At 56.5% G+C, this 22,987-nt stretch carries 23 protein-coding genes and 1 tRNA gene; 18 read left to right on the forward strand and 6 right to left on the reverse strand.

Annotation, left to right across the window (positions count from 1 at the left end):
* Positions 1-14: 14 nt before the first annotated feature.
* From paaE to paaY, 9 genes are all read left to right on the forward strand, one after another.
* Positions 15-1,073 carry a 1,2-phenylacetyl-CoA epoxidase subunit PaaE gene (paaE, locus tag KGP16_RS16290; protein ID WP_098930650.1) on the forward strand — a complete coding sequence of 353 codons (1,059 nt, stop codon included), beginning with the start codon at positions 15-17 and terminating at the stop codon, positions 1,071-1,073.
* Positions 1,074-1,082: 9 nt separating this feature from the next.
* Positions 1,083-1,856 (forward strand): 2,3-dehydroadipyl-CoA hydratase PaaF, encoded by a 774-nt coding sequence (gene paaF / locus KGP16_RS16295; RefSeq protein ID WP_098930648.1) that lies wholly within the window; start codon positions 1,083-1,085, stop codon positions 1,854-1,856.
* Positions 1,857-1,859: 3 nt separating this feature from the next.
* Positions 1,860-2,651, forward strand: a complete 792-nt coding sequence (gene paaG / locus KGP16_RS16300; RefSeq protein ID WP_223499981.1) for a 2-(1,2-epoxy-1,2-dihydrophenyl)acetyl-CoA isomerase PaaG — start codon at positions 1,860-1,862, stop codon at positions 2,649-2,651.
* Between the two features lie 14 nt (positions 2,652-2,665).
* Positions 2,666-4,195 (forward strand): 3-hydroxyacyl-CoA dehydrogenase, encoded by a 1,530-nt coding sequence (locus KGP16_RS16305; protein WP_223499982.1) that lies wholly within the window; start codon positions 2,666-2,668, stop codon positions 4,193-4,195.
* Entirely contained in the window at positions 4,195-4,635 is a 441-nt protein-coding gene (gene paaI, locus KGP16_RS16310) for a hydroxyphenylacetyl-CoA thioesterase PaaI (RefSeq protein WP_024485592.1), read from the forward strand. Before KGP16_RS16305 ends, paaI begins: the two co-directional genes overlap by 1 nt.
* On the forward strand, positions 4,632-5,837 hold the full coding sequence (gene pcaF, locus KGP16_RS16315; protein WP_223499983.1) for a 3-oxoadipyl-CoA thiolase: 1,206 nt from the start codon (positions 4,632-4,634) through the stop codon (positions 5,835-5,837). The genes paaI and pcaF overlap by 4 nt, the downstream gene beginning before the upstream one ends.
* Before the next feature lie 19 nt (positions 5,838-5,856).
* Positions 5,857-7,164 (forward strand): phenylacetate--CoA ligase PaaK, encoded by a 1,308-nt coding sequence (gene paaK, locus KGP16_RS16320; protein WP_223499984.1) that lies wholly within the window; start codon positions 5,857-5,859, stop codon positions 7,162-7,164.
* Positions 7,165-7,516: 352 nt separating this feature from the next.
* A complete protein-coding gene (paaX, locus tag KGP16_RS16325) occupies positions 7,517-8,458 on the forward strand; it encodes a phenylacetic acid degradation operon negative regulatory protein PaaX (protein WP_179249048.1) in 942 nt (313 codons plus the stop codon).
* Positions 8,459-8,470: 12 nt separating this feature from the next.
* Positions 8,471-9,067: a phenylacetic acid degradation protein PaaY gene (paaY, locus tag KGP16_RS16330; RefSeq protein WP_223498007.1), complete on the forward strand. Its 597-nt coding sequence runs from the start codon at positions 8,471-8,473 to the stop codon at positions 9,065-9,067.
* A gap of 29 nt (positions 9,068-9,096) precedes the next feature.
* Here the strand turns inward: paaY and KGP16_RS16335 are convergent, their stop codons facing one another.
* The 5 genes from KGP16_RS16335 to KGP16_RS16355 form a co-directional block, all read right to left on the reverse strand.
* Positions 9,097-10,500, reverse strand: a complete 1,404-nt coding sequence (locus KGP16_RS16335; RefSeq protein ID WP_021180879.1) for an amino acid permease — start codon at positions 10,498-10,500, stop codon at positions 9,097-9,099.
* 15 nt (positions 10,501-10,515) lie between these two features.
* The gene (locus KGP16_RS16340; RefSeq protein WP_218519183.1) at positions 10,516-11,700 is read right to left on the reverse strand and encodes an amino acid aminotransferase; all 1,185 of its coding nucleotides are present in this window, start codon (positions 11,698-11,700) and stop codon (positions 10,516-10,518) included.
* 62 nt (positions 11,701-11,762) lie between these two features.
* The gene (locus tag KGP16_RS16345) at positions 11,763-12,134 is read right to left on the reverse strand and encodes a RidA family protein (protein WP_223499985.1); all 372 of its coding nucleotides are present in this window, start codon (positions 12,132-12,134) and stop codon (positions 11,763-11,765) included.
* Positions 12,118-12,933 (reverse strand): alpha/beta hydrolase, encoded by an 816-nt coding sequence (locus tag KGP16_RS16350; RefSeq protein WP_223499986.1) that lies wholly within the window; start codon positions 12,931-12,933, stop codon positions 12,118-12,120. Before KGP16_RS16350 ends, KGP16_RS16345 begins: the two co-directional genes overlap by 17 nt.
* A 224-nt stretch (positions 12,934-13,157) precedes the next feature.
* Positions 13,158-14,063 carry a LysR family transcriptional regulator gene (locus KGP16_RS16355; protein WP_223499987.1) on the reverse strand — a complete coding sequence of 302 codons (906 nt, stop codon included), beginning with the start codon at positions 14,061-14,063 and terminating at the stop codon, positions 13,158-13,160.
* A 101-nt stretch (positions 14,064-14,164) separates the two neighbouring features.
* Here KGP16_RS16355 and KGP16_RS16360 point away from each other — a divergent pair, with 101 nt between their 5' ends.
* The 9 genes from KGP16_RS16360 (at position 14,165) to KGP16_RS16400 (ending at position 21,957) form a co-directional block, all read left to right on the forward strand.
* Positions 14,165-14,791, forward strand: a complete 627-nt coding sequence (locus KGP16_RS16360; protein WP_059201142.1) for a glutathione S-transferase family protein — start codon at positions 14,165-14,167, stop codon at positions 14,789-14,791.
* A 1-nt stretch (position 14,792) separates the two neighbouring features.
* On the forward strand, positions 14,793-15,716 hold the full coding sequence (locus tag KGP16_RS16365) for a pyridoxamine 5'-phosphate oxidase family protein (protein WP_094983086.1): 924 nt from the start codon (positions 14,793-14,795) through the stop codon (positions 15,714-15,716).
* A gap of 172 nt (positions 15,717-15,888) precedes the next feature.
* Positions 15,889-16,113 (forward strand): YdcH family protein, encoded by a 225-nt coding sequence (locus tag KGP16_RS16370; RefSeq protein WP_021180872.1) that lies wholly within the window; start codon positions 15,889-15,891, stop codon positions 16,111-16,113.
* A 313-nt stretch (positions 16,114-16,426) separates the two neighbouring features.
* Positions 16,427-17,185 (forward strand): DgsA anti-repressor MtfA, encoded by a 759-nt coding sequence (gene mtfA / locus KGP16_RS16375; RefSeq protein WP_223499989.1) that lies wholly within the window; start codon positions 16,427-16,429, stop codon positions 17,183-17,185.
* Positions 17,186-17,308: 123 nt separating this feature from the next.
* Positions 17,309-17,384 (forward strand) — tRNA-Asn (locus KGP16_RS16380).
* Positions 17,385-17,515: 131 nt separating this feature from the next.
* On the forward strand, positions 17,516-18,496 hold the full coding sequence (locus tag KGP16_RS16385; RefSeq protein WP_021805764.1) for a GlxA family transcriptional regulator: 981 nt from the start codon (positions 17,516-17,518) through the stop codon (positions 18,494-18,496).
* Between the two features lie 77 nt (positions 18,497-18,573).
* Positions 18,574-19,584, forward strand: a complete 1,011-nt coding sequence (gap, locus tag KGP16_RS16390; protein WP_021805765.1) for a type I glyceraldehyde-3-phosphate dehydrogenase — start codon at positions 18,574-18,576, stop codon at positions 19,582-19,584.
* Positions 19,585-19,803: 219 nt separating this feature from the next.
* Positions 19,804-20,373, forward strand: a complete 570-nt coding sequence (gene pagP, locus KGP16_RS16395; protein WP_021805766.1) for a lipid IV(A) palmitoyltransferase PagP — start codon at positions 19,804-19,806, stop codon at positions 20,371-20,373.
* A 126-nt stretch (positions 20,374-20,499) separates the two neighbouring features.
* Positions 20,500-21,957: an AMP nucleosidase gene (locus tag KGP16_RS16400; protein ID WP_021805767.1), complete on the forward strand. Its 1,458-nt coding sequence runs from the start codon at positions 20,500-20,502 to the stop codon at positions 21,955-21,957.
* Positions 21,958-21,987: 30 nt separating this feature from the next.
* Here the strand turns inward: KGP16_RS16400 and nac are convergent, their stop codons facing one another.
* Complete coding sequence (gene nac / locus KGP16_RS16405; protein ID WP_218519179.1) at positions 21,988-22,911, reverse strand: nitrogen assimilation transcriptional regulator NAC; 924 nt, start codon at positions 22,909-22,911, stop codon at positions 21,988-21,990.
* Positions 22,912-22,987 lie beyond the last annotated feature (76 nt).

Below are 22,987 nucleotides of genomic sequence, written 5' to 3' on the forward strand. Positions count from 1 at the left end.
GAGCACTGAAAACCATGACGGTCTTTCATCGCCTGAATGTCGCAGCCATCGAGCGCGAAACGCCGGACGCCGTAGCCATCACGCTGCGCGTCCCGGACGAACTGAAATCCCATTACGGCTATACCCCCGGCCAGCACCTGACGCTCAAGGCGCGGGTCAACGGCGAAGAACTGCGTCGCTGCTATTCCATCTGTAGCGCACCGCAGGACGGCGTATTGCAAATCGGCATCAAGGCGATCCATCAGGGGCGTTTCTCTTCGTTTATCAACCAAAGCCTGCAGGTGGGTGACGAGTTGGAAGTGATGCTGCCGCAGGGCCGCTTTGGCTACCAGCCGCAGGCACAAACCCAGGGCAACTATCTGGCGATCGCCGCTGGCTCCGGCATCACGCCGATGCTATCGATCATCAAGGCGACGTTGCAATTGGAACCCAACAGCCAGTTCACGCTGATTTATGGCAACCGCACCAGCCGCTCGGTGATGTTTAAAGAAGCCCTCTCGGATCTGAAAAACCGTTATCCACAGCGCTTCCAGCCGCTGTATCTCTTTAGCCAGGAAAATCTCGACAGCCCGCTGCTCAGTGGCCGCATCGATCGTGACCACCTGACCGCGCTGGGTAACACGTTGGTGGACTTCAACGAGTTCGACCACGCCTTTATCTGCGGCCCGGAAGCGATGATGGACGACGCGCATACCGTGCTGGAGCTGGCCGGTATGCCTGCCGGGCGTATTCACAGCGAGCGTTTCAACACCAGCGGCATCGTCGCCCGGCCTGCCAATGCAGGCAGCCGCAACGCGACTCAGGTAGAGATCCGGCTTGATGGCCGCAGCCTCAAAATCGACGTCGGCAGCGAGGATGACAGCATTCTGGATGCCGCATTACGTCAGGGGGCCGATTTGCCCTACGCCTGCAAAGGCGGCGTCTGCGCCACCTGCAAATGCAAACTGAAGGCTGGTGAGGTGGATATGGCGATCAACTACAGCCTGGAGCCGGATCAACTGGCGGCAGGCTATGTCTTGAGCTGCCAGTCCTGGCCACGCGGTGAAGGCGTGGTGCTGGATTTTGACGTTTAGGAGCCGACGATGGAAACCCCTTGGATCCTGCGCGAACAGCAGCAACGCGTGGTCACACTGACGCTGCACCGCCCCGATGCCCGCAATGCGTTGAGCACTGCCTGCCTGGAGCAGTTGGTTTATCAACTGGAACAGGCCGACAGCGATGCCGACGTCGGTGCGGTGGTGATCGCCGGTGCCGCCCGGTTCTTCGCTGCCGGTGCCGATCTGCGCGAATTACAGCAGCAGGATGTCGCCGCTACCCAGCTCGATCACCGCCCTTTGCTATGGCAGCGGTTGGCTCAGTTCAGCAAACCCTTGCTGGCGGCGGTCAACGGTTACGCGCTCGGTGCTGGCTGTGAGCTCGCTCTGGCCTGCGACATTACCCTTTGCGGCGAAAGCGCCCGCTTCGGCCTGCCGGAAATCACTTTAGGCCTGATCCCCGGCGCCGGTGGTACCCAACGCCTGATCCGCAGCGTGGGCAAGTCCCGCGCCTATCAAATGGTGCTGACCGGTGAAGCCATCGACGCCCGCTGCGCACTGCAAGCCGGGCTGGTAAGCGAGGTTTGTGTCGACGCATTAACGCTGGAGCGTACTCAACAACTGGCCCACCGCATCAGCCAACAGGCACCGCTGGCGCTGCGCGCGGCCAAACAGGCACTAAAACAGGCACAGGAAACCAGCCTAAGCCAAGGCTTGCAGATGGAACGCCAGCAGTTCGTCACTCTGGCCGCTACCGAAGATCGCCGGGAAGGCATTGCCGCCTTCTTCGAAAAACGCACACCGAACTATCAAGGGCGCTGATTTATGGAAAACGCATTAATTCTTAGCCACATCGAAGCCGGGGTGTTGACCATTACCCTGAATCGCCCCGACCGGCTCAACAGCTTTAACGATGAAATGCACCACCAGCTCAGCGAGGCGCTGACCGTAGCCGAACGCGATGACAGCGTGCGTTGCGTGCTGATCACCGGTGCCGGGCGTGGCTTCTGCGCCGGGCAGGATCTGAACGATCGTAACGTCAGTGTGGATCAGGCTCCTCCGGATCTTGGGCTGTCCGTAGAACGTTTTTACAACCCGCTGATCCGCCGCCTGAGCGCGCTACCCAAGCCGATCGTCTGCGCGGTTAACGGCGTTGCTGCCGGAGCGGGTGCCGCGCTGGCAATGGCCTGCGACATCGTGGTGGCCGCCGACAACGCCAACTTCATCCAATCCTTCTGCAAACTGGGCCTGGTGCCAGACTCCGGCGGCAGTTGGTATCTGCCCCGCCTGGCCGGGCATGCGCGAGCCATGGGTATGGCGCTGCTGGGGGACAAAATCAGCGCTCAGCAGGCGCTGGAGTGGGGAATGATCTGGCAGGTCGTGGCTGCCGCCGAGCTGGCCGGCCACACCCAGAGCATGGCCAAACAGCTTGCTACCCAACCTACCTACGGCCTGGGGCTGATTAAAAAAGCCATGTACAGCTCGGCCAGCAATACGCTCGACCAGCAGCTCGATTTAGAGCGCGATTTACAGCGCCTGGGTGGCCGTAGTGAAGACTATCGCGAAGGCGTCAGCGCCTTCTTCGCCAAACGTTCACCGAACTTCAGCGGGAAATAGCCATGAGAGAGAAGATGGCGATAAATACCCTAGCCACCTCCGCAACGGTGGCCGTGATTGGTGCTGGAACCATGGGGATCGGTATTGCCCAGGTAGCCGCTGCGGCAGGGCATCAGGTCAAGCTGTTCGATATCGCCCTGCCCGCTGCCTCCCGCGCGCTGGAACAGCTCGAGCAACGCCTACGCAAACGGGTCGAGGCAGGTAAAGCCGATGCCCACAGCACCGAAACCCTGCTGGGACATATTCAGTTGACTGGCTCGTTGAGCGATCTGGCCGACTGCAGCCTGGTGATCGAAGCGGTGGCGGAAAAGCTGGCGATCAAACAGAGCCTTTTTCGCGATCTGGAGGCGATATGCTCCACCGATACGCTGTTTGCCAGCAATACCTCTTCACTCTCTATTACCGCCATCGCTAGCGCGCTTCAGCACCCGCAGCGCATGGCGGGCCTGCACTTCTTCAACCCGGCTCCGCTAATGAAACTGGTGGAGATCGTCGGAGGGCTGGAAACCAGCCCGGAAACGCTGAGCTGCCTGCAAGTCTTGGCTCAGCATTGGGGTAAACACAGCGTCGTGTGCCGTTCTACGCCAGGCTTTATCGTCAACCGCGTAGCCCGACCTTTCTACGGCGAAACCCTGCGCGCGCTGGAAGAACAGATTGCCGATCCGGCCACCCTTGACGCCGTACTGCGTGATGCCGGTGGTTTCGCCATGGGACCATTGCAACTAACCGACCTTATCGGTCAAGACGTCAACTATGCCGTCACCGAGTCGGTCTATCACGCTTTCTATCAGGACAGCCGTTTTACTCCTTCGCTGGTGCAACAGGAACTGGTGGCTGCCGGGCATTTGGGCCGCAAGAGTGGCCGGGGTTTCTACCGCTATGGCAGTGAGCAGGCCGTACCGTCAGCAACTTTTGCTTCGGCGGTAACGGCTGACTTGCCTCATTCCGTCACGTTGCACGGCGACTGGTCGGCCATCGGTGAGTTTGCACAGTTGCTGACGGGAAATGCGGCGGCGATCAAACATTCTGGCCAGACCAGTCCGTTTGCGCGGGTCGATGAAGTTACATTTATGTTAACAAATGGTAAAACGGCAAGCCAAGTCGCCGAAGAAATCGGATCGCCCGTGGTTCTGTTCGACCTGTCCGTCAACTATCAGCACGCCCCCGTTATCGCCATCAGCAGCGCCGAGCAGAACGCGGTGCCGCACACGGCCAAGGTCATCCGCCTGCTGCAATCGCTGGGTAAACAGGTGATCCGCCTGCCTGATTATCCGGGCCTGCTGGTGATGCGCACCGTCGCCATGCTGGCTAATGAAGCCCTGGACGTGGTGAATAAAGGCGTGGCCAATGCCGCCGATACCGACGATGCCATGCGGTTTGGCGTCAACTACCCGCAAGGTCCGTTGGCTTGGGGCAGCAAGCTCGGTTGGCAACAAATTCTCACCACGCTGGAAAACCTGCAACGTTATTACGCGGAACCCCGCTATCGCCCAATGCCGCTGCTGCGCCGTTATGCCTCCCATTATTCAGGAGCCAAATGCTGATGAATGCCAACACTCCCCGCGCGCTGGCCCAGCGTTGCGCCGAACAGATGTTTAGCCAAGATACCTGCGCACAGGCAATGGATATGCGCATCGATGCCGTGGATGCCGGCATGGCCAAAGTCAGCATGACCGTCGGCCCACAGATGCTCAATGGCCACCAGACCTGTCACGGTGGCCAACTGTTCAGCCTGGCAGATACCGCCTTTGCTTATGCCTGCAACAGTCAGGGGCTGGCGGCGGTCGCTTCTGGCTGCACCATCGATTTTATCCGCCCTGCGCTGGCAGGCGACCGCCTAACCGCATGCGCGGAAGTGCGCCATCAGGGTAAAACCACCGGATTATACGACGTTGAGATCGTTAACCAACTGGGGAAAACCGTCGCCTGGTTCCGTGGCCGCGCCCATCGGTTGGGCCACAGCATTTTGGGAGAGCAGCCATGAACCAGGCCTTTATTTGCGACGGCGTCCGCACGCCGATTGGCCGTTACGGCGGCGCACTGGCAAACGTGCGGGCTGACGATTTAGCTGCCCTACCGCTGCGTGCTCTGCTAGAGCGCCACCCTAATGTGGATTGGTCGCGGGTGGATGACGTGATCCTCGGCTGCGCCAATCAGGCCGGGGAAGACAACCGCAATCTGGCACGTATGGCGGCGCTGCTGGCCGGGCTGCCGCAAAACGTTTCCGGTGCCACCATCAACCGGCTATGCGGCTCAGGGTTGGATGCGTTGGCAATGGCGGCCCGCAGCATCAAGGCCGGAGAGGCCAACCTGGTCCTGGCCGGAGGAGCCGAATCCATGACCCGTGCCCCGCTGGTAATGGGTAAGGCAGACAGCGCGTTCAGCCGCCAGGCACAGCTGTTTGACACCACTATCGGCTGGCGGTTTGTTAACCCACTGATGCATGAAGCTTTCGGTACCGACTCCATGCCGGAAACCGCCGAAAACGTCGCGGCACAGTTTGGCATCAGTCGTGCCGATCAGGATGCCTTTGCCCTGCGCAGCCAGCAGCGCACCGCTCTGGCACAACAGCGGGGGATCCTGGCACAGGAAATTATCCCGGTGAGCCTCAGCGGCAAAAAAGGGGCCATTACTCAGTTCAGCGAAGACGAACATCCGCGTGCAGAAACCACGTTGGAGCAGTTACAGAAACTGAAAACGCCGTTCCGTCAGCCGGGCTGTATCACGGCTGGCAATGCCTCTGGCGTCAACGACGGTGCGGCGGCGCTGATTGTCGCTTCCGAAGCCATGGCCTTGCAGCAAGGTCTGACGCCACGGGCACGCATTGTCGCCACCGCCACCTGCGGCGTGGAGCCACGATTGATGGGGATCGGCCCGCTGCCCGCGACCCGCAAAGTCCTGGAAATTGCCGGGTTAAGCCTGGCGCAGATGGACGTCATTGAACTTAACGAAGCATTCGCCGCACAGGCGTTGGCGGTATTGCGCCAGCTTGGTCTGCCGGATGATGCCGAACGGGTCAATCCCAACGGGGGTGCCATCGCGCTTGGCCATCCATTGGGCATGAGCGGTGCGCGCCTGGCGCTGGCCGCCCTGTTTGAGCTGGAACGTCGCGCTGGCCGCTACGCACTGTGCACCATGTGCATTGGCGTCGGTCAGGGCATTGCCATGATTATTGAGCGTGTCTAACACCTGCGAGGCTAAAAAGATGACTACAAATCCACGGCCCATCGACGCGATTGAATTTGCTTCACGCGACGAAATCGAAGCATTACAACTGGAACGCCTGCAATGGACCCTGCACCATGCCTACAACAACGTACCTATGTATCAGCGCAAGTTCGATCAGGCCGGCGTTCACCCGAGCGATCTGAAGCAACTGAGCGATCTGGCGTTGTTCCCCTACACCACCAAGCAGGATCTGCGTGACAACTATCCGTTCGACACCTTTGCCGTGCCGATGGAACAGGTGGTACGCATTCATGCTTCATCTGGTACCACAGGCCGCCCGACGGTAGTCGGTTATACCCAGCGGGATATCGATAACTGGGCCGATATTGTCGCCCGCTGCCTGCGCTCTGCCGGGGCCACGGCCAAAGACAAAATCCACGTTGCCTACGGTTACGGCCTGTTTACCGGCGGGCTGGGTGCACACTATGGCGCAGAACGCCTGGGTGCGACGGTGATCCCGATGTCCGGCGGCCAGACGGAGAAGCAGGTGCAGCTGATCCTGGATTTCAAACCCGACGTGATCATGGTGACTCCATCCTACTGCCTGACGCTGATCGACGAGTTGGAACGCAAAATGGGCGGCGATGCACGCAACTGCTCCCTGCGTTTGGGCGTGTTTGGTGCAGAACCCTGGACAGAATCTCTACGCCATGAAATCGAGTCACGCATGGGGATCAAGGCACTGGATATCTACGGCCTTTCCGAAGTGATGGGGCCAGGCGTGGCGATGGAGTGTGCCGAAAGCGGCGGCGGCCCGACCATCTGGGAAGACCACTTCCTGCCAGAGATCATCAACCCGGAGACAGGCGCGACACAAACTGACGGCGAGCATGGCGAACTGGTTTTCACCACGCTGACCAAAGAGGCGCTACCGGTGATCCGCTATCGCACGCGCGACCTCACCCACCTAATGCCAGGGGATGCCCGCAACATGCGCCGGATGGGCAAAATCACCGGCCGTTCCGACGATATGCTGATCATTCGCGGCGTGAACGTGTTCCCGTCACAGGTGGAAGAACAGATTATGCAGTTCGAGCATCTGTCGCCGCATTATCAACTGCAGGTGAGCCGTGCCGGGCATCTGGATACCTTGGCGGTACGGGTGGAACTGAAAGAGTCGGCGCTTATGCTCAGCCACCAGCAGCGTTGCGATATCTGCCACCAACTGCGTCACCATATCAAATCGATAGTCGGGGTCAGCACCGACGTCAGCATTGCCAACTGTGGCGATATTCCTCGCTCGGAAGGCAAGGCCCAGCGGGTGATCGATCTGCGACCAAGGTGATTTTTCCCCTCACCCTAACCCTCTCCCAAAGGAGAGGGGACCGATCGAGTATGCTTGAAAGTAGAGTGACCCACCATGAATGAGAAGGCGATCGAGTGTGCTTGAAAGTAGAGTGACCCACTTGGGATTAGGAAGCGATCGAGTTAGCTTAGATTATCGCTTTATTTCCAAACGGGCAGAGGCTACCAGCTCCCTCTCTGAACTGTTCGAGTTAGCTTAGATTATCGCTTTACTTCCAAACGGGCAGGGGCTATCAGCTCCCTCTCCCTGTGGGAGAGGGTTGGGGTGAGGGGCAAGCCTTTGTCGTTTATGCTAATGTCGTGTCTCAGCAAAGGCTTACCCAGGGAAAAATATGGAACATAAACTGGACGACTTTATCCGCCATGCGTTAAGTGCCCAACCGATCAGCGGCACCTCGCTGATCATCTCACTCTACGGTGATGCGCTGAGCCATCGCGGTGGTGAGGTGTGGCTGGGCAGCTTGAGCGCACTGCTGGAAGCCTTGGGCTTCGGCGATCGTTTCGTGCGTACCTCAGTGTTTCGTTTGCAAAAAGAGGGTTGGCTGGACGTAGAGAAGATCGGGCGGCGCAGCTATTACCGCGTTACCGAACAGGGTATGCGCCAGTTTCGCCATGCCGAATCCAAAATCTACCTCAGCGAACAGCCACAGTGGGACGGCAAGTGGGAGCTACTGCTGTTGGAAAGTGCGGAAAAAACCGAGCGTGCGCGGCTGAAAAAAGATCTGGGCTGGCTGGGCTTTGGCCAGATCGCCAATAACCTGATGGCCGCCCCCACTCATGCGCAAACCGACGTCGCCGCCCTGCTCGGCGAGCTCAACGCCAGTGAACAGGTGATCTACTTCCGTGCCGACTATCCCTATAACCGTTCCGAACAGACGCTGCGCCAAATGGTCGCCAACTGCTGGTCGTTGAGCGAGGTGGCCGGTTACTACCATGAGTTTATCGTCTCCTTCCGCCCGTTGATGGCCTTACTGCGCGAAGCCGACGAACAAGAACTGACGCCCCTGCGATGCTTTCAGATTAAGCTATTATTAATCCACTTTTTCCGCCGCGTGGTGTTGAAAGATCCTCTGCTGCCAGATGCCCTGTTACCCGCTCAATGGGAGGGCCAAATCGCCCGCAACCTGTGCATCAATATCTATCAGCGAGTGGATCGCGCCGCGACGGAATATGTCAGCGCTTTGGCAGAAACCTCCATCGGCACCTTACCTGCACCCAGTGCCGGTTACTATCGCCGCTTTGGCGGACTGCCGCGCGATCCCACTACATTTTGAGGAGTTTGCGCTATGCCCGTGTATCAGATTGACGGCTTGACGCCGGTGGTCGATCCCAGCAGCTATGTTCACCCCACTGCGGTCCTGATTGGCGACGTGATTATCGGCAAAGGCGTCTACATCGGCCCCAATGCCAGCCTGCGCGGCGACTTTGGGCGCATTGTGGTCGAAGACGGTGCCAACGTGCAGGATAACTGCGTGATGCACGGCTTCCCGCTGCAGGACACGATAGTGGAACAAGATGGGCATATCGGCCACAGCGCCATACTCCATGGCTGCCGCGTACGCCGTAACGCGATGATCGGCATGAATGCCATCATCATGGACGGTGCGGTCATTGGTGAGAACTCCATCGTCGGCGCGGGTTCCTTCGTCAAGGCCGCCGCGGAGATTGGCGCCAACCAACTGGTGATTGGCAGCCCGGCAAGGGTGATCCGCGAACTGACCGAACAGGAATTAGCCTGGAAACGCACTGGCACACTCCAGTATCAAGAGCTGGTCCTACGCTGCAAAAACAGCCTGAAAGAAGTGGCCCCTCTCTCTGAACCAGAGCCAGGCCGCCAACGTCTGAACTTCGGCGACCACATCATCCCCAAAAGCCAGCTTTAGTGCTTGGCCGGGCCGCAGCCCGGTCAACATTACTCCAAACTCTGTACCGGTGCTTCAGCTGCAACCGATGCCTGCCCTCGTCGACTGTAAAAATAGATGGCGACTAGCAGCGCGGTGAAGGGAATGCCAAACCACAGCGTCATTCTAAAGAAGTCCGTGAACAACGTGGTTATCATCAAGCCAGCCATCAGGAGCGCCCCCGCCAAGGTAAAGTAAGGATAACCCCACATGCGGAACTTGAGGTGCGTCTGCGTATGCTGGCGGCGGAAGAACAGGTGGGTAACAAAGATCATCAGCCAGGTGAAACAGGCACCGTACACCGAGATCGACATCATCACCGCGAACGATTGCTCTGGAGCGGCAATACTCAGCACGATAGAGACAATAATCCCCACGCAGGAGAGCGCCAACGCATTGACCGGAATCCCCCGTTTGCTAAGCCGCCCCAGCGCCGCCGGAGCCTGCCCGGCACGGGACAGTGAAAACATCATGCGGGTGGTGATATACAGCTGGCTGTTCATGGCAGACAGTGCAGCAATCAGTACCACAAAGTTAAAGATCCCGGCGGCGGCAGGTAGATGGATCACGTTCATCGCCACCAGGAACGGGCTTTCACCAGTGCCAGACTGCCGCCACGGTACGATGGCCAGCATCAGCGCTATCGACATCATATAGAAGATAAACAACCGCAGAATAGTGCCTTTAAACGCGCTTTTCACGGCAACCACCGGGTTTTTCGCTTCCCCTGCGGCAACCGCGATCATCTCAATACTCAGATAGCTGAATATCGATACGATCACCGCAAACCACATGCCTTTCACCCCGAACGGGAAGAAGCCACCGTTGTCGGTGAAGTTACGGATGCCGAAGGTCGGGTTGGCGGAAAACGCCAGGATGCCGATGCCAATCATGATAAACGCTGAAATGGCCACCACCTTGACGGTAGAGAGGGCGTACTCCACCTGGCCAAAAGACTTGACCCCAACCACGTTGACGACGATCACCGCCGCCGAGAACAACAGCACCCACGGCCAGATCGGCGTACCTGGGAACCAGAACTGCATATACATGCCGATGGCGGTCACCTCGGTGCCCACCGCCAACACCACGCAAGACCAATAGGAATAGCGCACCAGAAAGCCAAACAGCGGGCTGAGATAGAACTCTGCATAATCGCCGAACGATCCTGGGGTTGGGTGCTCGGAGGTCATTTCCGCCAGGCATCCCATCAGCAGCAGCGCAATCACCCCGCCGATGAAATAGCTCAGCAATACGCTTGGCCCAGCCATCTGGATCGCGTAAGCACTCCCCAGAAACAGGCCGGTACCGATGGCCCCACCGATCGCCAGCATCGACATCTGCCCGGCGGTCAGGTGCTTTTTCAGCCCATCCTGCCGCTGGGCGATAGCGTCAAAACGTTTCGCATCTTTCATGGTTGCTCACCTTTTCTATGCGGTACGGGTAACGTCAAGGATGGCGGCGGTCACATAGTCCAGGTTTTGCTGGTTCAGGCCAGGCAGACACATCCTGCCGGGCGCCACCAGATAAATGGAATATTGCTGCCGCAGTTGACCGAGCTGGCGTTCATTCAACCCGGTGTAGCTGAACATGCCCTTTTGATCGCGAATGCGGGTGTAGTCCAGCGTGGTACCGCCCTGCTCCAGGCCAGCAGCCAGGCCAACGCGCATCTGTTTGATGCGTTGACGCATGGTGGTCAACTCACTGGCCCACTGTTGGTATAGCTGCGGGTCTGCCATCAGGGTTTCCACAATCTGGCTACCGTGAGTCGGTGGGCAGGAATAACTGCGGCGGATCAGCGTCTTCAATGCACCTTTTACGTTCGCCGCCGCCTCGGCCGTAGCGCAGCGCACCGATAGCCCCCCTAAACGCTGGCCATACAGCGCCACGTTCTTGGAAAAGGAGTTGCTGACCAGAAAATCCACGTCGGTTTTCAACATCGCCCGCAGCGCGAAGCAGTCTTCGTCCAGCCCATCGCCAAAGCCTTGATACGCGATGTCAAAGAAAGGCAGTAGCCGACGCTGTTGCACCACATCGATCACCCTTTGCCATTGCGCCGGGCTGAGATCGGTGCCGGTGGGGTTATGGCAGCACGGATGCAGCAATACCACTGCCCCCTCCGGCAAAGTGGAAAGCATGTCGAGCATGGCTTCCAAACGCAGTTGGCCAGACGCATCGTCAAAATACGGGTAGGTATTCACCTTCAAGCCAGCCCCTTCGAAGATCGCCCAGTGGTTGGCCCAGGTAGGATCGGAAACCCAGATTTCGCGGCGCGCCAGATAGTGATAAATAAAATCGGCACCCAGTTTCAGTGCGCCAGAGCCACCCACACTTTGTACCGTAGCAATACGGTCCGCCGGTTCACCAAACAGCAGCGTCTGGATCTGGCGGGCAAACAGTGCAGAACCTTCGATTGGCGGGTAAGTATGTGGCCGCTGTTGTTCCAGTAAACGCTGTTCGGCAATATGTACGGCCTGCATCAAGGGAATATTACCCTGATGGTCGTAATACAGGCCTATACCCAAGTTAACCTTTTGCGGATTAGCATCCTGCATATAGGCTTCCATCAGTGACATAATAGGATCGGGCGTTGACGGGGTAATATGTGCGAACATAGATTATCCTTAACTCATTATGTAATGAATCAGCAGGTGAATATTATTTTATGAAGATTTAATTACGCTGTGGCGCTAACGGTGATTTCTATTTTCATTCCTGGCACCACCAATTTATCAACAATCACCGTTGAGCGGTTGGGATACGGATAATTAAAATACTGTTGATAGATTTTATCGAGCAGTTTAACGTCATTAACATCGGTAAGATAAACAATAACCTGTAATACATTATCGCTATGGCTATTGGCGGCCTTCAGCGTGGTGGCTAAATTATCAAACGTCAGCGTAATTTGTTTTTCCGGATCGCCGGTTTCAATAGTGCCATCCTGGTGGACCGGGCCATGGGCGGTGAATAACATCCCGCCGCCTTTGGTCGCCCAGGAAAAAGGTTGCCCGATCTCCGGCAGGCCGGTTTCAATGACTGTGCGCATCAAGATACTCTCCATCGGTAAGCAGGAAACGGTGCAGAGCGCCATCAGCGGCAAAGACCGCATCCAGCACACTGTAATGATTAGCACCGGGGAGCGCATAACGGCTAACCGGCAGCCCCTGCGCCCGCAATGCGGAATAATAATAAAGCGATTGCCCAATCAGCTCCGGCAGTTCCGCCGCGCCGTAAAACAGCACCATGGGCTTCAAAGATAGCGGTATATTACGCGCCGGGCTTAAGGCCTCTATCTGCTGGGTGGTCAGCTTTAGCTGCTGGTTTACGTAGCTCGCCAGCAGCGGCTGTAACTCAAAAATGCCGCTGATGGGAAACACCGCCTGCACCCGCGGATGGTGTTGCCAATATGCTGCCAAATGTCCACCGGCAGAATGACCTGTGAGATAAACCGGTTTATCGCCACGCGGCTTCAGCCGCCGCTCGATGACATCCAGCGCGCCCCCAATTTGCTGACAAATATCGGCCAAGTTAGCCGCTGGCGCCAGGGTATATTCCACCAGTACCACATCAAAACCTAATGACAATGGCATGCTGGCAATAAAAGCAAAATCCTGCTTATCACAAAACTGCCAATAGCCGCCGTGAATAAATATTATCGTGCCTTTATATTCTTCAGTTGAATAAAACCAGTCAAAAACTTCACGCGGCGCATCCCCATAAGCCATATTCAACTCATGGCGTTGCTGTTGGTAAACTCGCTGACTGCGTGATTGAAATGAGAGCAGGATCTCGTTTTCATCAGCCACCGTCGTTGCGTTATCGTAACTGCCCGCTAAAAGTTTCATATATTAAACTTTGTTTATTATTTAAGATGTGAGTTAACTATTAGCAACATGTTAAAATATTGTCAAGACAGCGCATGCGGCAATGCGTGTTCGGCGAGATAAATTTATTTTTTCCGGCAATAAGTTTCACTGGTTAAACATTTAGAGGTTATTTTAAAGTTTCATCCATGAAACTCGAAAATAAATTGAGGATAAAAGATAAGTGTGCGCAGCATGCCTCGCCCCTACGGGCGAGACGGTTGTATTTGCGCAATTTGGCTGAGGTGCTGATAAGCGTAATCCCAAAAGGTACGCACCTTCAGCGGCATGTATTGCACGTTATTCGCCACCAGTTGCACTGGCACTGGCATGGGCTCGTAGGCGGCCAGCAGCCGCACCAGCGTACCATTGGCCAGATCGTCCGCCACCTGATAAGACAGTAGCCTTGCGATCCCCTTGCCTGCCCGCACCGCCAACAGTTGAGTTTCCACCTCGTTCAACAACAAGCGTGGCGTCAAACGTACTCGCTCACCGTTTTCGTCAGGCCCAAAGCGCCATTCACCTGACGTCGGACGTAAAGTGCCGACAATAGTGTCATGATCGCTCAACTGCGCCGGTTCCAGCGGCTCCCCTCGTTGCGCCAGATAGGCTGGGCTAGCCACGGCGATGCGTGTCACCTCTCCAAGCTTACGCGCCACCTTGGAGGAATCCTGCAAATGCCCGATGCGCACCGCCACATCCAGCCCTTCATCGATCAGCTCCAGATTGCGGTCATTTAACTGCATGTCGATGTGGATTTGCGGGTAACGTTCGAGAAAAGCCATCACCATCGGTGCCACATGCTTGCGCCCAAACTGTACCGGCGAAGTAATACGCAGCAGTCCGCTCAGTTGAGCCTCTGCGGTATCCATTAGCGCACCTTGATAGTCATGCAACAGAGCACGCGCGCGTTCGGCTAAACGCAAACCGGCCTCCGTAGGTGCCAGACGCCGGGTAGTGCGTTCCACCAGCCGCGCCCCCAACCGCTGCTCCAAAGCAGCGATAGCTCGGGTTACCGCCGGAGCGGAACGGCGCAGCTTGCGGGCCGCACCGGCCAAACTCCCCTGCTGGATCACCGCCACAAAAATCGCCAACTCGTCCAAACGATCCATAGATTATTCCGCCAAGTGAAATTATCAATTGCCATCTTCCCGGATACCCATCATCTGGCGCAAGAGTATTCTGGTCAGCAAGACCATAAAGGAGACTCACCATGCAAACGTTGAAACTATACGGCACTCCGGCCTCTGGCCATTGCCACCGCGTCGAGTTGCTATTGCGGATGCTAGATCTGCCTTATGAGTATTGCGAAGCCCCGGCCACGGTGCGCCGCAGCGAGGCGTTCCTGAGGCTTAATCCCGTTGGACAAATCCCGGTATTGCTGGCCGATGAGCAGGTATTGAGCGACAGCAACGCCATCATGGTGTACCTGGTCAAACGCTATGCGCCGGATAGCCACTGGTTGCCAGAAGATCCGTTGGCAGCAGCCCAAGTTCAAGCCTGGCTTTCCAAAGCGGCCGGAGAGGTGCGCTATGGCCCCGCATCCTGTCGGATGGTGGTGCAATTTTCTGCGCCAGAGAACTACCCGTCTGCACAAGCCATCGGCGCACGCTTTCTACCCCAGTTAGAGCAACATTTGGCAGAACGCGAGTTTTTGGCAACGTCTTTGCCAACGATTGCCGATCTGGCCTGTTACAGCTACGTGGCGGCCGCCCCAGAAGGTGGACTTTCCCTCAAGTCCTTCCCGGCAATCCAGCGTTGGCTAGATCGTATTGCCGCGCTACCCGGGTTCTTCCCCATGCCTGCGTTACCCCTGCCTGACCAGGCTGTAGGCCAATAACATGTCTCCCTCCATGTTTCATCCCGATGAGCAGTTGGCGCAGGATCTGGCCGGTTTTGATGCGGTGAGCGGGAATATCTATACCGCCATGCCCGATCAACATCGCGAGTTCTTCGCTCACCTGCCCTACCTGTTTGTTGCCACACTGGATGAGCGGCAGTGGCCGGTTGCTACGGTGTTCAGTGGGCCTGCCGGCTTTTTGCGCTCGCCAGATGAAACACATTTGCGGATCGTTTCGCCACGCCGGGCGGACGATCCCGCTCAGGCATCGCTCTATCCCGGGCAGCCTGTCGGCGCATTAGGGTTAGATTTCAGTAACCGCAGGCGCAACCGGGTCAACGGCATCATTAGCCGCACGGATAAAAACCGCTTGGAGATTGTGGTGCAACAAAGCTTTGGCAACTGTCCGCAGTACATTCAACGGCGAGAGCTGTTCGCCGAGCCGAGCGTTGCCGCCCCCATTGAGCAGTTGAGTTCGTTAGACGATCAGGCCCGACAACTGATCCAACAGGCGGATACCTGCTTTGTGGCCAGCTATGCCCACGGTGATTCAGCGCAAGGTGGCGTAGATATCTCGCATCGCGGCGGTAAACCGGGGTTCATCCATCTGGCTGGAGAAACCCTGTGGATACCGGATTTTCGCGGTAACCGTTATATGAATACGCTAGGAAACCTGCTGGCACAGCCGAGGGCGGCGCTGTTGTTTATCGATTTTGCACGCGGGGACATTCTACATTTACAAGGGGAAACCCAGATCTTATGGCAGGCGGAAAACGAAGCCGTCGAAGGAGCCGAGCGCTACTGGCGATTTGATATCACCAGTGCATGGCGTTTTCGCCAGGCACTGGGCTGGCGCGGCAGAAACGTTGAGTTCTCTCCGGCAACGTTACGCACGGGTATTTGGCAAAATCACGCAGAAAGCTAAGCGGTCGCGCATGCTCGCCCTATCCCCATTCAGCGACATTGCCACGCTGTCATCAATCTGCACAGCAGGATCTATTTTTGCTAGCTAGCGCCATTTTAAATAAATCCACGCTGGGTTACAGTGAAAGTGGAGAAGCCCTCCAGTGTACAGTTTGACTCAAAGGAGCTTGAGTATGTTTCCAGAATACCGTGAGTTAATATCGCACCTGAAATCAAGCCATCCCCGCTTCCAGTCATTGTTTGATAAGCACAACCAACTCGACCACCAAATCTCCAGGTTAGAAGGGCCTGCAGGCAACGGCTACTCTGACGAGGTGGTTCGCTTGAAAAAAGAGAAGCTACATATCAAGGATGAGTTACACAAAATACTAAAGGCAGAGGAAGCCGCGGCCAAGTAGCGCATGCCGATCCCCGCGCTACTGCGGGGATCACCGCTTGAGCGCTATTAAACCCATTGGTATAAAATTGCTTATTTATCGTTTCCATTCTTCGGGACGTTGGTCACAGACAAAGTTAAGCGTAAGTGATTGAATAGTAGCGCAGAGCAAGGTTTTAATCCGCATAGCGGGTAGCCTTGAGACGGTTTGCAAGGCCGTCGCGTTCAGCCACTCCGGCAGCTCTGCGTGAAACGCTTGCTATAGTGCCCCCTTTTGCGGCATGTTGACATTATCAGCCCCAGCCGAATGTTCCAGTGACCCTTAGAGCAACGCAATGATTAAATGGCCGTGGAAAGCAAATCAAGCGCAGGCGGAAACGTTTGCCGACTGGCAGGAAGCCCTGTCCATTCCCCTGCTCTCACCTTTGGATGAGCAAGAGCAGCGGCGTTTGGTGGCGGTTGCCAGCCAGATTTTGCAAAATAAACGCATCGTGCCTTTACAAGGGTTGGAAGTGACATCCCTGATGCAGGCGCGTATTGCCCTGCTGTTTGCGTTGCCGGTGATGGAACTGGGGGCAGAATGCCTGGACGGTTTTAACGAAGTCCTGCTCTACCCAACCCCGTTCGTGGTGGAAGATGAATGGCAGGATGATATTGGTCTGGTGCATTCCGGGCCGGTGGTACAAGCGGGCCAAAGCTGGGAACAGGGGCCTATCGTACTCAACTGGCTAGACGTGCAAGACTCCTTCGACCTTTCCGGCTTCAACCTGGTGATCCATGAAGCGGTGCACAAACTGGATATGCGTAATGGCGGCACCGCTACCGGCGTGCCCCCAATCCCGCTGCGCGATATCGCCGCCTGGGAATACGATTTACACGCCGCGATGGAAAACCTGCAGGATGAAATCGATATGGTGGGTGAAGAAGCAGCCAGCATGGATGCCTACGCCGCCAGCGATCCGGCAGAGTGCTTTGCCGTGCTGTCCGAGTACTTCTTCAGTGCCCCTGAACTGCTGGCCAACCGCTTTCCTGAGTTGTACGAGCATTTCTGCCGCTTCTACAAACAAAACCCACTGGCACGTTTGCAGCGTTGATATGCGGACAGCGAGCCACAACGGGACTGAGTTTGCTCAGATGATGAGCTGTCGCACCCCCAGAATCAATTTTGCGTTGACACGATCTGCACGGCTGGATATGATGCGCCCCGTTCACACAATTCCTCTGTAGTTCAGTCGGTAGAACGGCGGACTGTTAATCCGTATGTCACTGGTTCGAGTCCAGTCAGAGGAGCCATATTTAGAAAAGCCCGCTTAGGCAACTAAGCGGGCTTTTTGCTTTTTCATTGGCCCCAAGAGCCCCCGCTACCGATCAATCTAGTCAGCCCCCTCACTTGACTTATTTTGTCTAATTTGTATTTTAAGGACATGCACACCTTTTTGATTATCGTCCCCGAAGGGGGCATGTTATTCGAGCCTACGGGCATTGCCGATATCCTGATGCAAGCCAACCGCTTGAGGCCGACGGATGCCGCGCATCCACCTTATCAGGTGTCGATTGCCACGACCCAGGCGCACCGCGTGATCCATGGGGGGTCGGGGCTAAATCTGCTGGCCGATCACCGTCTGACTGACCTTGATCCCACCCTGCCGCGTGACACCATTATGATCACCGGCAAAGGTATGAGCGTTGAGGAAAGCGATATCGTCGTCAATTGGCTGCGTCAGGCTGCGCCGTATGCACGGCGGATCGTATCGATTTGCGGCGGTGCGTGGCTATTGGCTCAGGCCGGTCTGCTTGATGGCCGCCGTGCCACCACGCACTGGCGGCTCCTGGAAGCGATGCAAGCTCAATTCCCCAGTGTCCACGTTGAGAAAGGCCCGATTTATCTTCAAGACGGCAATATCTGGACCTCCGCTGGCGTCAGTTCGGGCTTCGACCTCACGCTGGCTTTAGTGGAAGACGATCACAGCTTCACGTTAGCGCGCGATGTCGCCCAAGACTTGGTGATGTTCCTGCGCCGCCCCGGAGGACAGTCTCAGTTCAGCCGTTTTCTGCTCAGCCAAGCCAGCTCGCCTGGCCCAATTCGTGACCTGCAAACGTGGATACTGCAAAATCTGTCCGGCGATTTATCTGTTGAAAGGTTGGCGGAGCACGTGGCCATGAGCCCAAGGAATTTTACCCGCGTTTTCACCCGTGAAACCGGGATCAGCCCCGCCAAGTATGTGGAAGAAGTCCGCCTCGACGTAGCACGGCAACACCTGGAACAAAGCTCGGATAAGCTTGAACAAATCGCCACCGCCACGGGTTTTGGCAACAGCCTCAACCTGCGTCGCGTGTTTGAAAGAAATTTACAACTCACACCCTCAGATTATCGAGAGCGTTTTCACGCTCGCACTATGTCCTAAATTGATTGTTATTTGTCATTTACGCCAAATGATCCACGCACTATTTTGGAACCAGATAACTCACCGAGGAGCACATCATGGTCAAAGTAGGCATTAATGGGTTTGGTCGCATTGGCAGAAACGTACTGCGCGCCGCGCTGGGTCGCAATGACTTTCAGGTGGTGGCAATCAATGACCTGACCGACAGCAAAACCCTGGCTCATCTTCTGAAATACGACTCGCTGCAGGGCACCTTGGCCGCCAGTGTTGAAGCCTCTGAAGGGCAGTTATTGGTGGATGGTAAAACCATTCACGTCTTCTCCGAACGCGATCCGGGCGCAATTGCGTGGAGCAGCGTGGGGGTTGATTTAGTTATCGAAGCCACCGGATTCTTCACCGACAAAGCCAAAGCCGAAGTACATATCACCAAGGGCGGCGCAAAGCGGGTGATTTTATCTGCGCCCGGTAAAGACGATGACATCACGGTCGTGATGGGCGTCAATCATGAGAAATACGATCCCGCCTTGCATAAAGTGGTCAGCAACGGCAGTTGTACAACTAACGGTTTAGCACCAGCAGCGCTGGTTCTGCACCAAAGCTTCGGTATTGAACATGGTTTGATGAACACCACCCATGCCTATACCAACAGCCAGGCCCTGCACGATCAACCGGAAAAAGATCTGCGCGGAGCCCGTGCCGCTGCGCTTTCTATCGTGCCTTATTCTAGCGGTGCGGCTAAAGCGCTCGGTAAAGTGATCCCGGAGTTGGACGGACGCCTGACCGGCTATTCACTGCGCGTACCTGTGCCCGTGGTGTCTATTGTTGATCTGACCGTCACGCTCAAACGTGATGTGACGGTAGAAGAAGTGAACGCGGCATTTCGCAAAGCGGCAACCTCAGGCCCCTTACAAGATATCTTGGGTTACAGCGATGAGCCTTTGGTATCGAGCGATTATCAGGGTGACCCACGTTCATCAATTATCGACGGGCTGTCTACGCTGGTCATCGGCGGCAATCTGGTGAAGATCCTCGCATGGTACGACAACGAATGGGCTTTCTCTCATCGTCTGGTTGATCTGGCTGTTTTGATGGACCAACGCGGTTTGTAATTTCGCTAAGCGGGCGCTCTGTGCAGCGCCCCTCATCACCTCCCTTCTCTTCATCCCCTCCACAAACCAGCCAATGAATTTTCGCGATTACCAGAAAAGCGCCAGCCATCGGCTAGACTTTAACTTGTCAGCGCATTACTGCTAGTGCGATACCTATAAAGAGAAAAATTGCGTCGTAAACAGAATAATATGGGTCATTACCCATCACAGGAGCACGCTATGCGGATGTTTCTTGCAGTGGTCTGGACAGGGCTGTTATTGCTAACCACGCCAACTCATGCAGCAGAACCGGAACCCAGCACCGGGCGGGTCTCGGGCTGGTGGAACTCTTTAACCAGCGGTGTCGCACAAACCTGGGAGGACCCGCAATACCACGATCTTTATCTGCCGTTTATCAGTTGGCACGCCCGTTTTATGTACGACGAGACGGATCATTACAATGAGATGCCGTGGGGCGGCGGCTTTGGGATATCGCGCTATAACGAAGAAGGTGACTGGAGTGCCCTGTACGCGATGATGTTTAAAGACTCCCACAATGAGTGGCAGCCGATTGTCGGCTATGGCTGGGAAAAGGGCTGGTATCTGGATCAGAATCAAGATTTTCGCCTTGGGTTTGGTGTGACGGCGGGGATCACCGCACGTGAAGATTTCGGCAACTACATTCCATTGCCGATCGTGCTGCCGCTGTTTTCCGCTGGCTACAAGCAGGCAACCGTTCAGTTCACCTATATCCCCGGTACCTACAACAACGGCAACGTGCTGTTTGCCTGGTTACGCTTTAGTTTTTAGTTCGGAGTCATCATATGAGCGGGCGCACATGATGCGCCCCTACTCCACGCAAGTGCAGCAGCAGATAGATTCATTCGGCCAACGCTTTACGCTATGCTGAGGTATCGCAAGAACCGAGGAAAAACAATGAATACCCCTGAAAAAAAGTCGCTGACTGCCCTGCAAGCCCTCGACCAACTCGAAGTACTGTATGACGCATCGGTCAACGCCTTGCGCGCTGCCATCAAACAATTTATCGCGGATGGCACCCTGCCAGAATCGCAGGCCCGTGCCTCGGGGCTGTTTTCCTACCCGGAGCTGCGAGTACGCTGGGATGGTGAACATCCCGACCATCCAAGAACTCGGGCCTATGGCCGTTTTACCCGGCCTGGCAGCTACACCACCACCATCACCCGGCCGCAGTTGTTCCGCCCTTATCTTGCCGAACAGTTGGCAATGCTGACCAGTGAATATGCCGCCGTGATCGAAGTGGTTCCTTCTCAACAGGAGATCCCCTTCCCTTATGTGATCGACGGCTCCGATCTGGCCTTGGACAGAACCATGAGTGCCGGGCTTACCAAGCATTTCCCCACTACCGAGCTGGCGCAGATTGGCGATGAAAATGCAGACGGCCTGTCCCCTTTTGCCAACCATTTTCCACTCTCCCATTTTGACGCGCTGCGGACCGATTTCTCACTGGCCCGTCTGCGGCACTACACCGGCACGCCGGTGGAACATTTTCAGCACTTTGTGTTGTTTACCAACTACACGCGCTATGTCGATGAGTTTATCCGCTGGGCGTGTAGCCAGATCGCCGATCCGGCCAGCCCCTATATCGCGCTTTCTTGCGCCGGTGGCCACTTTGTTACGCCAGAAACGCCAAATCCAGAGCAGACGGTGTCCGATCTAGCCTGGAAGAACCACCAAATGCCCGCCTATCACCTGATCGCCAACGATGGCCAGGGGATCACGCTGGTCAATATTGGTGTCGGCCCTTCCAATGCCAAAACCATCTGCGATCACCTGGCCGTGCTGCGTCCCCATGCCTGGCTGATGATTGGCCACTGCGGCGGCCTGCGGGAAAGCCAGTCAATTGGCGACTACGTGTTAGCCCACGCCTACCTGCGTGACGATCATGTATTAGACTCGGTGCTGCCACCGGATATCCCAATTCCAAGCATCGCGGAAGTTCAGCGTGCGCTGTATGACGCCACCAAAACGGTAAGCGGTATGCCTGGGGAAGCGGTAAAACAGCGGTTACGTACCGGGACGGTGGTCACCACCGACGATCGTAACTGGGAGCTGCGCTATTCGGCTTCCGCACTGCGCTTTAACCTCAGCCGCGCCGTCGCCGTCGATATGGAAAGCGCCACCATCGCGGCGCAGGGTTATCGCTTCCGGGTGCCTTATGGCACTCTGCTGTGCGTGTCTGATAAACCGCTGCATGGCGAGATTAAACTGCCGGGCCAAGCCAACCGTTTCTACGAGGGTGCGATTTCGGAGCACTTGCAGATCGGGATTTGTGCCATCGACCTGTTGCGGGCTGAAGGTGAACATCTACATTCACGCAAACTGCGCACCTTCAACGAGCCGCCGTTCCGCTAACCCAAAGGCTGGGCGCCGCACGCGGCGCCCCTACAGCGCCAAAGCCAGCATTCGCGTCGGCTGATGATGGCTGGCGGTAATTTCCAGCAGGATCTCCCTCACCGCTCCCGCCACCGCAGTGAGCGGCTTTTGGCCGCAAACCACTAACGCCAGCGGTACCGAAAGCGCCGGAGCATTGAGGCGGATCATCCAGGCCTTGGCCGGGCCGATCGTCGCCCTGGCAATCGATTCTGGCAGGATCGTCGCCCCCATTCCGCTAGCGATAGCGGCGCAAAGCATGCTGTGTGATTCGATCTCACCAATCACATTCGGCGTGAGTTGGCGCAGCGCCAGAGCCTCATCGACCAGGTCACGCACCAAATCCCCCTCACGTGGCAAGAACAGATTAAACCTGCTCACCGCCGATAAATCGATGCTGTTGCCCGGATGAGGGATACTTCTTGCCGCGACCAGATACAAATCCTCTTTCGCCAACGCCGTAACGTTCAGGTTCGGTGGCATGTTCTGCCCGTACATCACCGCCATATCCAGAGCCTGCGTCGCCACCTGTTGGCTCAACGCGCTGCCGATATTCTCATTCAGGCTCAGCAAAATCCCAGGATGCCGATCGCGTACCGCTTGCAACAGCGGCAGCGCCAACTGCGAGGCCGCACTGCCTTGCACCAGGCCGACCGCCACCTGTCCAACCAGCGTCTCCCCACTGCTGATCACCGCTTGCTGGGCCTGCTCGCACTGCTGAAGGATGGTTTGCGCATGCGCATAAAGAATATTGCCGGCCTCCGTGGGCATCACTCCGCGCTTGGTACGGATCAGCAATTGCTGTTTCAGTTCCCCTTCCAGAGTGGCAACTTGCTGGCTCAGCGCAGGCTGCGCAATATGCAACACCTCTGCCGCCTGAGTCAGGCTGCCGATATCGACGATCTTTACGAAATACTTCAGGCGTCTGAAATTCATCGTGGCTCCTAGCTGCGGTTAACTGCATTCAATATCAACGACTGCAACTACAGCAAAAAACGGGCCAGGCAGAACA

The sequence above is a fragment of the Serratia sp. JSRIV006 genome, assembly GCF_019968685.1.
In the GTDB taxonomy this organism is placed as follows: domain Bacteria; phylum Pseudomonadota; class Gammaproteobacteria; order Enterobacterales; family Enterobacteriaceae; genus Chania; species Chania fonticola_B.